This is a genomic window from Prosthecobacter vanneervenii (assembly GCF_014203095.1).
In the GTDB taxonomy this organism is placed as follows: Bacteria; Verrucomicrobiota; Verrucomicrobiia; order Verrucomicrobiales; family Verrucomicrobiaceae; genus Prosthecobacter; species Prosthecobacter vanneervenii.
Genome location: NZ_JACHIG010000003.1, coordinates 154,377 through 168,741 on the forward strand (window position 1 = coordinate 154,377; position 14,365 = coordinate 168,741).

7 protein-coding genes are annotated in these 14,365 nt (G+C 57.8%); 5 read left to right on the forward strand and 2 right to left on the reverse strand.

The window, feature by feature from the left end; all coding sequences use genetic code 11:
* Positions 1 to 50: 50 nt before the first annotated feature.
* Positions 51 to 1,610, forward strand: a complete 1,560-nt coding sequence (locus HNQ65_RS08620) for a PA14 domain-containing protein (protein ID WP_184339117.1) — start codon at positions 51 to 53, stop codon at positions 1,608 to 1,610.
* A gap of 25 nt (positions 1,611 to 1,635) precedes the next feature.
* On the forward strand, positions 1,636 to 3,144 hold the full coding sequence (locus HNQ65_RS08625) for a hypothetical protein (RefSeq protein WP_184339118.1): 1,509 nt from the start codon (positions 1,636 to 1,638) through the stop codon (positions 3,142 to 3,144).
* A gap of 33 nt (positions 3,145 to 3,177) precedes the next feature.
* Here the strand turns inward: HNQ65_RS08625 and HNQ65_RS08630 are convergent, their stop codons facing one another.
* Entirely contained in the window at positions 3,178 to 3,750 is a 573-nt protein-coding gene (locus tag HNQ65_RS08630) for a hypothetical protein (RefSeq protein ID WP_184339119.1), read from the reverse strand.
* 67 nt (positions 3,751 to 3,817) lie between these two features.
* Positions 3,818 to 4,492: a M23 family metallopeptidase gene (locus tag HNQ65_RS08635; protein WP_184339120.1), complete on the reverse strand. Its 675-nt coding sequence runs from the start codon at positions 4,490 to 4,492 to the stop codon at positions 3,818 to 3,820.
* Positions 4,493 to 4,559: 67 nt separating this feature from the next.
* On the opposite strand from HNQ65_RS08635, the gene HNQ65_RS26645 reads away from it, so the two are divergent.
* From HNQ65_RS26645 to HNQ65_RS08650, 3 genes are all read left to right on the forward strand, one after another.
* Positions 4,560 to 5,963 (forward strand): DUF362 domain-containing protein, encoded by a 1,404-nt coding sequence (locus HNQ65_RS26645; protein WP_184339121.1) that lies wholly within the window; start codon positions 4,560 to 4,562, stop codon positions 5,961 to 5,963.
* Positions 5,964 to 6,472: 509 nt separating this feature from the next.
* Complete coding sequence (locus HNQ65_RS08645) at positions 6,473 to 12,781, forward strand: DUF1800 family protein (RefSeq protein WP_184339122.1); 6,309 nt, start codon at positions 6,473 to 6,475, stop codon at positions 12,779 to 12,781.
* 6 nt (positions 12,782 to 12,787) lie between these two features.
* Positions 12,788 to 14,341, forward strand: a complete 1,554-nt coding sequence (locus tag HNQ65_RS08650; RefSeq protein WP_184339123.1) for a DUF1501 domain-containing protein — start codon at positions 12,788 to 12,790, stop codon at positions 14,339 to 14,341.
* Positions 14,342 to 14,365 lie beyond the last annotated feature (24 nt).

Below are 14,365 nucleotides of genomic sequence, written 5' to 3' on the forward strand. Positions count from 1 at the left end.
GCCTTTTCGCAAGGCACTCTCCGCCTCCTTCGTTTAACCGCGCACTCCTTATGTCCCGCCTGCTTATCGCCCTGTTTCTTGCCTCCGCCTGCGCCCGGGCCGTGGAACCCGCCGCTTTTTCCATCAAAACGATGACAGCGCAGATGAAGTACGACGTGACCGAACTGCTGGCAGAGCCCGGACAGCCGGTGAAGGTCACGTTTGAAAATGGCGATGATCTGCCGCACAACCTCGTCTTCTGCCAGCCGGGGACCGACACCGCCGCCATGGCGCTGAAGCAGATGGAGAAACCCGAGGAGGCCCTGAAACGCAACTGGCTGCCGGATGATCCGCGCATCTGGGCACACTCAAAAATGCTCAACCCGCATGAAAAGGAGGTGATCAGCTTTTCGGCGCCTCAGAAGCCCGGAAGCTACCCGTATGTATGCACCTTTCCCGGACATGCGCTGACGATGAGCGGAGTGCTGAAAGTGGCCCCGATGGGGGACCGGCTGCATGACCTGAAATTTGCCCTTTATCTGGGCAACTGGAAAGAGCTGCCCGACTTTTCCAAACTGACGCCGCACCGCGAGGGCGTCATCGAGGATAATTTGCTGCAGGTGAAACTGGACGACTACAAGAACGAGTTTGGCGTGGTCTTCACGGGCAAGCTGACCGCACCAAGGAAGGGCTCCTACCGCTTCTACCTCTCAAGTGATGACGGATCGCGCATCCTGATCGATGGCAAGGAGATCGTGTCCTACGATGGCATTCACCCTTCGGGCGACATCAAGGAGCAAGGCGTCACGCTCGAAAAAGGAGAACACGAATTTCGTCTGGAATACTTCCAGGCACGCAGCCAAGTCGAGCTGTATGCCGCGTGGAAAGGTGCCGACACTCAGATCACGCCGCTGTCCAAGTGGCTGCACCCGAGATGGAAGGGCGGAGCTAAAAATCAGAAAGAGTATGAGCCCATACCACTCCTAGTGAAGGATGAGGCAGTGATCTACCGCAACTTCATCCAAGGCGCAGGCAACCGAGGGATCGGCGTCGGCTATCCTGGTGGAGTGAACATTGCCTGGAGCGCGGAGAGCATGAATCTGGCGCTGATCTGGCGCGGAGCCTTCATGGATGCCGCCCGCCACTGGAACTCGCGTGGGGGCGGCCACGAGAAACCGCTGGGCTATGACGTGCTCCAGCCCACGGGCGAAGCTACACCGGCTTTTTTTGTGACTGAAAAGCCAGAGGCCGAATGGCCCAAGTGGGACAAGACCAAACGCTATGAGGGTTTTCACTGGGGTGGCTATTCTCTGGATGCCAAGCGCAGACCCACTTTCCGCTACACCTGGCAGGGGGTGGAAGTGGAGGAGTCTTTCAGCACGGAGGGAGATGGCAACAAACCTGACGGCAAGGCCAAGCTGATCCGCACAGTCAAGGTCGCTGGCAAACTGCCTGCGCATGCCTGGTATCGCATCGGCAACGGGGCGTTTGAAAACAAAGACGGGGGCTTTTTCAGCAAAGGCATGCCCGGATATCGTATTTCCGCCGCAGGCGCACAAATCGCCGGTCAGAATCTCGTTATTCCCGCGCAAACCGGCACGATGACCATCACCTACCAGTGGGCCCAGTAAAGCCACAGCCACGTACTGCACTGCCATGAAACGTCTTTTCATTCTTTCCCTGCTCTGCTCCCCCCTGCTGGCCGCTGACCCGGTCGAGGCCGACTATTACAAAATCACCACCTTTACCACGCCGAAGGAAACGGCCATGGAGGTGGGTTCGATCGATCTCATGCCAGACGGCAAGCTGGCGATGGGGACCCGCCGTGGTGAAATCTGGATCGTAAGCGGGGCTGGCAGCAGTGATCCCTCTCAGGTGAGCTACCAGCTCTATGCCTCCGGGCTGCATGAGGTGCTGGGAATCGCGTACAATCCCAAGGACAAAAACCTTTATGCAACCACGCGCTATGAGATCACACGCCTGAAGGACACCGATCACGACGGCCGAGCTGATGTGTTTGAAAATGTGAATGACAGCTGGGGGGTGTCCGGCGACTACCACGAGTATGCGATTGGCAGCCGTTTTGACAAAGCAGGCGATCTTTGGGTGACGCTGTGCCTGACGGGATCCTTCAGCAGCGCGGTGCCATTTCGCGGATGGGCGCTGCGGATCAAGCCTGACGGCACGATGGTGCCCACGTGCTCCGGCATTCGCAGCCCGGGCGGCATCGGATTTGATGCGGATGGCGAGGTGTACTACTGCGACAATCAGGGGCCGTGGCATGGCTCATGCACGCTACAGCATCTGGTGCCCGGCTCTTTCCAAGGCCACCCCGGCGGCAACCTCTGGTATGATCTGGCTCCCAACATGGGGCCGCGCCCGATCGATCCGATCCCTGAAGCTTTTCAAGGAGAGCGCAGCCGCAAGGAAGACCGCCAAGGCGGAGACCCTGACCGCATGGTGATAGAGCGCACGCGCATCAAGCAACTGCTGCCGCCCGCTGTTTACCTGGTGCATGGCAAAATAGGCAACTCCGCCAGTGCCATCATCTGTGATCTGAGCGCAGGCAAATTTGGCCCTTTCAGCAAGCAGCTTTTCATAGCCGACCAGAGCCACAGCAACCTCAGCCGTGTGTATCTTGAAACCATCAACGGCATCAAACAAGGCGTGGTGATCCCCTTCCGCAGCGGTTTTACCAGCGGCCTGATCGGCGGGAGAATGGACGAGGAGGGACGTGTCTTTGTGGGCGGCAGCGACCGCGGCTGGGGAGCGCGCGGAGGAAAGCCCTTCTGCTTTGAGAAATGTGAGTGGACCGGCAAGACGCCTTTTGAAATACATGAAATGCATGCAAAGCCGGATGGCTTTGAGGTCACGTTTACGCATCCCGTGGATGCAGCCACTGCCGGTGACGTGAAGAGCTACCGCATGCGTGAGTTCACCTATGCGTATCGTGAGCAGTATGGCGGTGATGAGATCGACGAAATCCTGCCCAAGATCACCGCTGCAAAGGTGGCACCAGACGGAAAATCCGTGCGCCTGACGGTCGAACCACTGACCAAAGGGCACATCCATGAGCTGCATCTCGATGGCGTGCGAAGCGCCGAGAAACTACCGCTGCTGCACCAGGTAGGTTATTACACGCTGAATGAGATCCCAGCGAAGTGATGCAGAAGGCAGGAGCCGACTGAATCAGATGAGTCACTTTGCCGCCTGAGCTTTGGGCACATTAGGCAGCTCAGGCTCCATGACCAAAACCCTGCTGGCCACAGGGGCGGCGGGTTCGGCGCGACGGACTTCAACAATCGGGATGCTGCGGGTCTGCAGGGGCAGTTCCGCACGTTTGACCACCTCCCCAGACCTGGGCTTGGGAGGCTCCACGTCAGGCACAACGGCCCGACGCACCTCGACCGGCTCCTCGGCTGCAGATACGACCACCGGGGCGGAATAGTGCTTAACAGCAGCCGTGATGACCGCCGAGCGGGCTGGTGCCAGCTCCATGGCTGTCTCGACAATTTTACGCACCCTGCCAGGTTCAGCATTCACGGCATCGATGGCCGCCGTGACGATTTCTCCCGCGCAGGATTCGTGGATCACGAGAGCCTCCTCCAGGCGCATCACGAGCTTGTCCGGGTCTGCACGGATGGCATTGAACAGCTCTCCGCAAAGAGACTCGCAATTGATTTCAGACGTCGTCAGTTTCACTGGCTGCGCCTGCCCTGGCAAAGAAGCCAGGAATGCAACGAGGAGGCTGATTGCAAAGGTGAAACGCATGAACTGTGAGTGACTGAAAGAATGACGGGGGCAAAGCTGCAGACTTCAAATTATCTTTTCGTGAATATTATGGTTTTTCAGGAGGTGTGTTTATTAATACATCCGTAACACCTTGATGCCATTGGACGAACTTTTCGGGAGAGACGCGGTTGAGAGGGGCATCTGCATATCCCTGGCCAGGGTTCACATAGGGACCACGACGAACCTCAAAATGCAGATGCGCCAAGTAAGCCCCCTCAGCTGCGCCCACCGTGCCGATCTGCTGTCCTCGGTAAACTTCCCGGCCAACAGACACGCGAAATGAGTCCAGATGCGCATAAATTGTCTGAACTAAAGGCCCCAGCTCATCCCCTTCCGGCAAACGATGTGCAACGATGATCATTTTTCCCCATCCCGGCCCCGGGCAGCCCGCATACACCACCCTGCCGGCACCGGCCGCATAAACGGCGTCGCCCAAATCTGAATTTTCTCCACCGATGCCGTTCAGGTCATCTCCGAGATGACGCTGGATACGAAACGGCTGTGCATTGTAGGTGAGCGCGCCATGAGCAGACCCCATGGGCAGGTCAAATCGAGTCGCAAGAGGAAGAACCGAAACCTCCAGAGGAGTGAGTCTTACAAATGCAGGATCGAGGGGACACGAAGCGCCTGCCTGTTTTAGACGAGGCCAGATCACTCGTGCGATCATGACTGCAAGGACGAGCAGCAGGATCAAACGCGTGACAGGCGAAGAGAGCTTCATACCCGATGCTGCAACGGCGCAGGCGGCGTTGCAAAAAGAACCTGCCGCACTTAAATAACCCATTCCAGTGAACACACTCTCCCCCTCAGCGTTTGGTGCTCCGAAGGTTTCCGTTTTTAGCGGCAAAGCCTGCTACGACGATACCGATGCACTCCGCCGGCAGATTGAGGCCGCCATCGCTGCGCTGGAGCTTTCCGCAGACTTTATCACTCCCGGGGACAGGGTGGTCATCAAGCCAAACTGGGTCAAGGAACACAACGCCAGCAAACCGGAGGATGAAGGCGGCTGGCTCACCATCATCACCCATCCAGCAGTCGTTCGAGAAGTGGCCCGCTGGGCTGCGCGCAAACTGCAAGGGCGCGGCTCAGTAACGCTGTGTGATGCACCGCAGAGTGACTCCTCCTTTGATGCCATACGACGACTGCATAAGCTGGACGCCTTGATCACCGATCTCACAGTGGAGTTTCCCGGAGTGGCATTTCTGCTCTTTGACATGCGCTGCGAGGAATGGACGATTGATGATGGCGTCACGATCGCCAAAAGAGAACTGCCCAGCGATCCCTGCGGTGCGGTGGACATTCATCTGGATGAGGACAGCGAGTTTGTAGGCCATCCGGGCCTGGGGAGGCTGTATGGCGCCTCGTATGATTTTGCCACAACGAACCGGCAGCACACCGACCCAAATCACGAGTACCGCATCTGCCGAACTCCGATGAATGCGGATGTGCTGATCAATGTGCCGAAGCTCAAGACCCACAAGAAAGTGGGGCTGACGGTGGCACTGAAAAACCTGGTGGGCACCACACCGAGAACCAACTGGCTGCCGCGCCACACGGAAGGCACTCCTGCAGAAGGTGGGGACCAATTTGCCGAATCCAGCACGAAGCGTGCATTGGAGGGAACCCTGATGCGCAACGCGAAGAAAGTCCTGTTTGGCAGACATTTCCTTTCCAAGCTATTTGTGCCACTCAAGAAGCTGGGCCGTCTGGTGTTTGGCGACACCAAGCATGTCGTGCGGTCCGGCAACTGGCATGGCAACAACACGGCGTGGCGGATGATCCTGGATCTGCACAAATGCTTTTTCTATTTTGATGGACGAGGAGTCAAAAGAGACAAACCTCTGCGCTATCTGACCATTGTGGACGGCATCATCGGCGGCGACGGCGACGGTCCCATGTCATGCGATCCCGTGCCGAGCGGGGTGATCCTGGCGGGAACACATCCCGTAGCGGTGGATTGCGTCAGCGCCCAGCTCATGGGCTTTAACTGGAAGAAGACGCGACTGCTGAACGACGCCTTTGTCATCGAGCGCCTACCGATCACGGGGTTTGCCCCTTCAGACATCGTGGTGACCTCCAACAAAGCTGAGTGGTCAGGACCGTTTGAGCAGATGAAAGACTGTTTTGAGTTTCGCTGCCACTTTGGCTGGGCGGGACACCTGGAAAGTGATGCGAGACTGGCCAAGATGTGAACAAGGCCTGAGGTGCGCCGCAGTGCTGGCGCCGACTTGAGATAACCACTTCACTGTTCACGAGATAGGTCGGCGATTGACCTATTCTTTTAATCGAGCAGGCGGCCTCATCCCGCAAGCCATACAGACACAAACGGACTCGTCCGTCCCAAAAATGCCGGGTACATTCCGGAGAGTCCCTCAGCACAGAAATAGCTTACGATAACAAAAATACTTATCGAATCCGATAACTTCCAGAGCTGTCTCAGGTGATGAAAAGTTGCCGCAAAATATAGTCTCGACTTTCGACGGCATTTTTGATCTCATTTTTAGAAGAAGGCTTCACCAAGCTGTAGCACCAACCTCCGCAGTCCGTCGGGACTACGTGCCATGGCCACTGAGAACCATACCTTTTTACAACCATGTCGTTCCTTGCTCCTCGTCACATTCGTCGTGGTCAATGGCTTGCCCTAATCTTGATCGCAGGCCTTTTCCACGGAACCCGAAAGCTGTCCTGGGGAGCCCCGGACATGAACATTACCAAGGCCGTCTGGAAATCTCTGTATGGAGTCACTGACGCGCAGATCAATGATTCCGCCTGGCTGGCAAAAGACGATGACGGCGACGGCATGAGCAACAGCGCCGAAATCACTGCGGGCACCAATCCCTTTCAAGCAGGATCCATTCTCAAGATCAGCTCGATGACGATGCCAAACCCGACAACGGTCAGCATGACGATCCCTACTCAAACGGGAAAGCTCTACGTGCTGCAGTCTTCAAACACGCTGGCGAGCACCAACTGGTCTGCGATCACGCCGAATGTGCAGGTGATTGGCAATGGCGCAACGCAGACGCTGACTGCTCCAGCCTCCGGGACGAGCACCTTCTACCGCGTGCTGGTGCAGGATGTCGACTCTTCAGGGGATCAGGTGGGTGACTGGGCCAAAAATCTGCTGGGCTACTCGGCTGGTGCGCCTATCGGATCTCAATCCAGCTATGACCACACGACGCTGGCCACAAGCCTGCTGACGCAAAATGTGGTCAGCCTTAAAGCCACCGACTCGTCCACCACGCAGCCCTCAGATGCGACCACACCGGCAGGAGACGTAGGCATCATCACCATTACCCGCTCAGGCTACAATCTTCTGGCGCCGATCACGGTGCCCCTTAGCAAATCGGGCTCAGCCGTTGAAGGGGTGGATTATGCCACAGTTCCCTCTACCGTGACTTTCCCAGCCGGAGTCAACTCCGTGGACATCAAAATCACGCCAGTGTACAACGCCAACCGCCTGACTAGCTGCGCGATGACACTGACCGCAGGCCCCCCAGGGTCTGCCGGAGCTTCGGGAAATTACACCCTCAGCTCGCTCTCCATCAGCGCCGGGGTGACCATCAATCCTTCCGGCAATCCCACCGGCACGGGGCTTACTGGAAACTATTTCGTCGGAGCCAGCTCCACTTACAGCAGCAATGTGAATTTTGGCGGCAACACGGCGAGCTACACCTTCACCAAGCTGACAAGCACGACCGGAACGGCTGTCATCACCTATACCGGCACGACTGGATTTTCGACAACCTCACCCAACAACCGCGTCAACCTGACCTTCACCGCTGGTGCCCTCAGCGGAGGAACCTATGACGGCATCAAGACTATCACGGCCACATCCGGGCAGACGATCACAGTGTCTATTACCGGAGCGGCGGTCCCAAATTCCCAAGGCAGCAGCACCGCATGCGTGCTGAACCCTCCAGTGGTGACACGGCTGGATCCGACAGTTGCGTTCAGCTGGCTCTACGGCTCGCCAAACGGCACCAACCTGGTAGCGCAGGATAATTACTCCGTGGCGTGGGACGGCTACCTGGCACCTTCGACCGCCGGAACGTATGTGTTTCAGCTGGATGCAGATGACAAAGCGCGTGTGCTTCTGGACACTGGCAGCGGACTGACTCAGATCCTGGAAAATGGCTGGGACACTGCGGCAACAGGAACCTTCAAACAAAGCGGATCGTTCTCCCTGTCCATACCCGCAGCGCCCGCAAACCGCTACCATATCCGGGTGGAGTTTGTGGAAACCACCGGCAATGCGAAGTGTAAATTTCAGTGGCAGATCAATGGTGGGACCTTTGCCAACATTCCAAGCACCAACATTTATACCAACAACACCGCCAGCACGGCGGGCTGGGCTGCCAGCTACTATGCCAACACCACTTTCACCGCGCCTGCGGCTGGAACACAGACGGACAGCGCCATTACAAACGGCAACAACGGCGACTGGGGAGCGGGCTCTCCTGATCCGCTTATTTTCCACAACTACTTCTGCTGCCGCTGGACAGGCCAGATACTACCACAGTACAGCGAGACCTACACAATCGTGGTGAATGCTGATGACACGGCCAAGCTGTGGATCAGCGGCCAACCAATGACGCTCAGGCGCCTGACAAACGACAGCCCAAGTGTCACTTATACCTATACGCAGAATTCATCGACCAACGGCACTATTGTGCTGCCGTACACCAGCGCCGCCATCAACGTGGGGGATGTCATTCCGCTGAAATTCACAAGCGGTAATCTTAGCACGAGCTACAACATCTCCCTGCCTTACACGGTAACTGCGGTAACAGCGGGCACCAACTTTACCGTGGCTTTGACCGGCACGAGCCTGCCAGCCTCGGGCACAGGAAGTTGCTCCATCGACAGCAGCAACCTGCCGGTTGACTGGTCCGTTTACACAGGGGCAGACCGTTACGTTACCATCCCCCTTCAAGCAGGAGTTCTTTATGACATCAAGCTGGAGACATGCGAGTTCACAAGCGCAGCCGGGGCAACGCTCTCATGGTACAGCCCGAGCCAGTCCAAGCAGGCCATTCCTACCGCCCGCCTTTTCCCAACGATGACCGGACAGACACCGCGCGCTGGTGATCCGCCAGCCGGGCCGCCAGCGATCACCAGCCCGACCAATCTGGTGACGATGCTTAACTCCGGTTCCCCCTTCAACCTGACACTCACCGCGAGCAACGGCGCAGGAAGCTTTACCGCAAGCGGCCTGCCGTCTTGGCTGACTCTTAGCAATGGCGTGCTTAGCGGCACCCCAACGCAAGCGGGCATTTATCAGTTTACGGTCACCGCCTCAAACGGAGCTGGCAGCACCAGCGCGGTGATCACCGTGCAGGTGGAGGACAGCGGCGGCCAGTTTACGCGTGAGCTCTGGACCACCGGGGTCGCCGGAGCCTCTCTGAATGACGTGCCATGGAGCACTGCTGCAACCACGACAAACACCATCACGAGCGCCGAAGATAACACGACGAGCTATGGTGCGAACACAGGAGAAAGGCTGCGCGGATATTTCACCCCGACTGTGACCGGTAACTACTACTTCTGGCTCTCCGCCGCGAATGTAGCCGAATTGTGGATCTCCAATGATGAAGAGCCGGTGAACAAAGTGCGCCGAGCCTATGTGACAGGGCCTACCGGCACCTCCACCAGGACTTGGAATACAGCCACGAGTCAGAAATCCGGCTGGCTGTCGCTGATTGCAGGGCAGCCCTATTACATCGAGGTGCTGCACAACACCGGCGCCAGCGGCGCATCCAACAACCTCTCCGTAGGCTGGTATCTGGACCCGACAGGAAACTCCGCAGCGATCGCCAATGGCAGCGGACCAGCAGCAGCCACCACCGGCGGGGTAATGCCAGGCTATGTGCTTTCGCCATGGGATAATCCTCCGACCACCACCACACCGGGCACACTCTACATTACCAACCTGCAGGGGGCCGCCGGCCTCTCTGGCATCACGGGCAGTGGTGGAGCATTTATCCGAGTCAGCGGCTCCACAGGGGTGGTGCATGTGAACTATGCTGGTCTGACCTCAGGAAGCACCTCGCGCAAAATCTATGCAGCTCAGACTGGAGGAAACCCACCCGTAGTGCTGTTTGATTTCGACGCCCAGGACCGCAACTATCCCACGCAACGCACCTCGGACGGCGGATACACCTGGAACATGCAGGCCTCTGATCTCACTGCGCTGGCCAACGGCACCGTGTTTGTGAGCATTGCCACCGTGAACAATACTGGGGGCGAACTCACGGGCACCTTCGGGCTTGTGCCAGGCTCCCAGACAGCACCGGCGCTGCCCAGCTACCCGTCATGGACTGATGACCATGCCACTGACGCAGGTGCCGTGCGCTTTCTGACCCAAGCCACCTTTGGGCCCAGCCCGAGTGACATCACTTATGTGGAGGCCAACGGCTACCGGAACTGGATTGAAAATCAGTTTGGCCTGACCGCCACGCGCAATGTGCCCTACATCCTGGCTAATCTGAGCAACGACCCTCAGAATCCCTACCCGAGCTCGCTGTTTTTCAACTCGTGGTGGAAAAACTCGGTCACAGCATCAGATCAGCTGCGTCAGCGAGTCGCCTTTGCGCTCAGCGAGATTCTGGTGGTGTCAGATGTAGGGCCGCTGAACAACAACGGACGCATCCTGGCCGATTACTATGACAACCTTGTGGACTCCTGCTTTGGCAACTACCGGGATATTTTAAAGCAAGTGACGCTGACGCCGGCCATGGGGCTGTACCTGGACATGCTCCAAAACGACATTGGAAACGACTCCACAGGCATTCATCCCAATGAGAACTATGCGCGTGAAATCATGCAGCTCTTTTCCATCGGCCTGTACCGCCTGTGGCCAGATGGCTCTCTCATCCTGGACTCGAGCGGCAATGCGGTGCCCACCTATGACCAGTCCGTGATCACCGGCATGGCGCGTGTGTTTACAGGATGGACCTGGGGACAGGCCATGAGCGGAGGCAGGCTGCCGACCAACTTTTACCCCAGCAGCAACTACCTTGATCCGATGGTGCTCGTGCCTTCGCATCATGAGCCGGGTAAAAAGATCCTGCTCGACAATGTGGTGATCCCGCCTGTGACCGTCTCGTTTGTGAACGACTACTCCCGCGATCCTAATCCCAACCCGATCACGATCCAGTCCACGGACCCAGTGCTAGGAGCCGGAAACCTTGTATCCACCTCGATCACCAATTCCTATGATCTGAACGGCCTGCGTGACCTGGAGTCGGCACTGGACAGCATCATCAACAACTCAGCGATTGGCCCTTACATCTGCCGCCAGCTCATCCAGCGGCTCGTCACCAGCAATCCGAAACCAGAATACGTTCATCGAGTGGTGCGTGCGTTCAATGGCGAGCGCAACGTGGACGGCGTGGCAACTGGTGTGCGTGGAGACATGAAGGAAGTCATCCGGGCCATCCTGCTGGACTATGAAGCGCGGAGCACCACGGCGGCAGCTAACGTGGGCTTTGGCAAACAGCGCGAGCCGCTGCTGCGCCTGACCGGACCTGCGCGTACTTTCCCGGCCACTGGGTTTGCCGGATCCACCTACCGCCAGCTCGGCTACCAGCAGATCCTGATCACCACGCCTACAGCACACAAGCTGACCAACGGAGACACCATTTTGCTCGACACCTTTGTGGATGGCGGGGCATCCACCACGAATCTGCCCAGCGTGGGCGGGTACACAGTGGCCAATACAACGCCGAGCTACAGCACTGTGAGCTCCAGCGGGGTGGTCACGATCAACTCTCCAGGCTTCCAGGCGGGAGATACAGTAACGATGCAGTTCACCTCAGGCACTCTTGGCACCACTTCTCCCTACAATACTGTGCGCACTTATTCGGTGGTTACCGCCACAACGACCAGTTTCACAGTCAACATTGGGGCCAACAGTGTCAGCGGCAATCCTTCCGGGAACGCCTTCCTGCCGAACAATTTCACCGTCAACACCACCGGCATCAGCACGCCGAACTATAATGGGGTAACCAACACCGTTACCATCACCGCCTCAGGCTATATTGCCGGACATCAGCTATATGTGAAATTTTTCAACGGCAGCCTGGCAGGAGCGGGCTACGACGGTGTTTACACAATCACCTCGGCGACATCCAGCAATTTCACCATCACTCTGCCGGGGAGCCCGCCAGCGACGAGCAGTGGCACGGCCTACATCCCGCGGTTTACTGGCGGCTACAACATCACCACAGCCAGCAACGTCTCGACCATCAGTCTTCAGACCAACGGCAATCATAATCTCAATGTCGGCGATTCTGTGTGGATCGACATTCTGGTGGCCAACAGCCCCACAGCCGCACCAAGCCAGGTGTACACCGTTGCCAGCGTGCCACGTCCCAACCAGTTCACTGTGACCACAACGCCGGCGGTGACGAATGGCTCTCAGAGCACTTCGGGCCAGGCCGTCTATCCGTTGTCCATCGCCCAGTGGACGCGCTCAGGAAACTGCACCGTGCAGCTGGGCACGTGGAACATGGGCTACAGTCAGAATGACCTGACGCAAACCCCGCTGGCCTCCACAACTGTCTTCAACTTCTTCTATCCTGACTATCATTACCCGGGAGCCATGGCCAGCGCAGGCATGACGGTGCCGGAATTCCAACTGACGAACGACTCCAATACAATGAATCTGACCAACACGGTAACGGGTGGATTCCTGAGCGGCGGCAACACCTACGGTTTCCAGAGCTTCCGTAGTGGCGGCGGCTCCATCCCGATGGATATCAGCCCCTATATGACGGCGGGACAGACGAGTGACGCCGCCATTCCCACGCTGGTGGACACCCTGGCCACACGACTGATCGGAGGAGCACTGAACTCAACGGCACGCACGGCCATCATCAACTATGTGGCCAACACCACCAACTTCCCCTACACCACAGGCAGCCCAACCACGACGCAGATGCGTGATCGTGTGCGCGCGATCATTCATCTCATCGTCACATCCGCCGAATACGCGATCCAGAAGTAACTCCGTATGAACAAGCCACTTCACGCCCCATTCATTCCGCGTCGCAGATTCCTGCAGCGCTACATTCCGGCAGCCATTGGCCTCGGCGCTCTTGGAAATTCGCTCCGCGATCTCAAGCTCATGGGTTCAGCCATGGCGGCCGGTTCATTCTCCGACTACAAGGCGCTCATCTGCGTCTTCCTGAATGGCGGGAATGACTCGAACAACCTGATCATTCCGACGCAGGCTGCCGACTGGGCCAACTACAGCGCCGGACGTGGCGCACCGCTGGCCATCCCCAACACGGATGGAAGCGGAGCGACAGCGCTGGCGCTCAACTCACGAAACGGCACAAACGGATATCCAGCCAGCGACGGCCGCACTTATGGATTCCATCCAGCCATGGCGGAACTGGCCACCCACTTTAACAACGGCATCGTGGCACCCGTGTTCAATCTAGGCACGCTGAGCTTTCCACTGACCAAAGCGCAATACTCCGGCAAATCAGTGCCCAAACCGCCGCAACTTTTCTCCCACAGCGATCAGCAAACTCAGTGGCAGACCTCGCTGCCTGACCAGCCGTCTGTCAGCGGATGGGCCGGAAGACTGGCGGACTTGTTCTCTTCTCCTCCGGACGTGAACTCAGGGGGACAGGTTTCCATGGCAGTGACAGTGGCCGGCTCCAACATTTTTGAAGTGGGAACGCAGAATTATGCGCCGCAATATGCCATCACCACCAGCGGCGCAGTGCAGCTGAGCAGCGTCAGTGGCAACAGGCAGAGTGCCATGCAGTCCATCCTGAATGCTGACAAGCTCTCCGCCGATCTGCAGACCAAAGCTTATGCAGGCGTGCTGGACCACGCCATCGCCGAGGCCAACATTCTAAGCACGGCGCTCACGGCTCAGGGAACCCCCACCTGGTTCAGCCGTTTCCCAACGTCGATCACCACTCCGAACGGCGGTTCCACCTTCACCTCCTCCCTCATGTCACAGATGAAAATGGTGGTGCGCCTCATCGAACTGGGGAGCAAGTCCGTGGCCAGTGGAGGTCTGGGCATGAAGCGGCAGGTTTTCTTCATCCAGGTGGGAGGCTATGACACGCACACCAACCAAACCAACAATGCCGGCCAGAGCACCACGAACAACGCCAACGTCATCATCGGTGGCCAGGCCAACCTGCTGGCGGAGCTGAGCAAGACTCTGAATGCGCTCATTCTCTCACTTCAGGATATTGATACTCTCCGTGGCGCCGGATCGAGCCTGGTGAATTCTGTCACTGCTTTTACTGCGAGCGACTTTGCCCGCACCTTCCCCACCAATGGATCGGGCAGCGATCACGGCTGGGGCGGACACCACCTTGTCATTGGCGGGGCGGTCAAAGGTGGGGCCACGTATGGCAAGTTTCCCACCCTGGCGGTGAACGGTCCGGATGACACTGGCATCGGGCGCTGGATTCCCACCACCTCTGTGGATCAATACTCCGCCACGCTGGCATCCTGGTTTGGGGTGGACTCCTCAAACATCAACACCATTTTCCCCAACCTAGGCCGCTTCTCCTCCTCCAACCTTGGCTTCATCTGAGTCGGAACCGGACGAGCAACCTGC

Coding starts and splice junctions, on each gene's coding strand:
- HNQ65_RS08620 (WP_184339117.1), top strand. CDS start 51: ATGTCCCGCCTGCTTATCGCCCTGTTTCTTGCCTCCGCCTGCGCCCGG.
- HNQ65_RS08625 (WP_184339118.1), top strand. CDS start 1,636: ATGAAACGTCTTTTCATTCTTTCCCTGCTCTGCTCCCCCCTGCTGGCC.
- HNQ65_RS08630 (WP_184339119.1), bottom strand. CDS start 3,750: ATGCGTTTCACCTTTGCAATCAGCCTCCTCGTTGCATTCCTGGCTTCT.
- HNQ65_RS08635 (WP_184339120.1), bottom strand. CDS start 4,492: ATGAAGCTCTCTTCGCCTGTCACGCGTTTGATCCTGCTGCTCGTCCTT.
- HNQ65_RS08645 (WP_184339122.1), top strand. CDS start 6,473: ATGAACATTACCAAGGCCGTCTGGAAATCTCTGTATGGAGTCACTGAC.
- HNQ65_RS08650 (WP_184339123.1), top strand. CDS start 12,788: ATGAACAAGCCACTTCACGCCCCATTCATTCCGCGTCGCAGATTCCTG.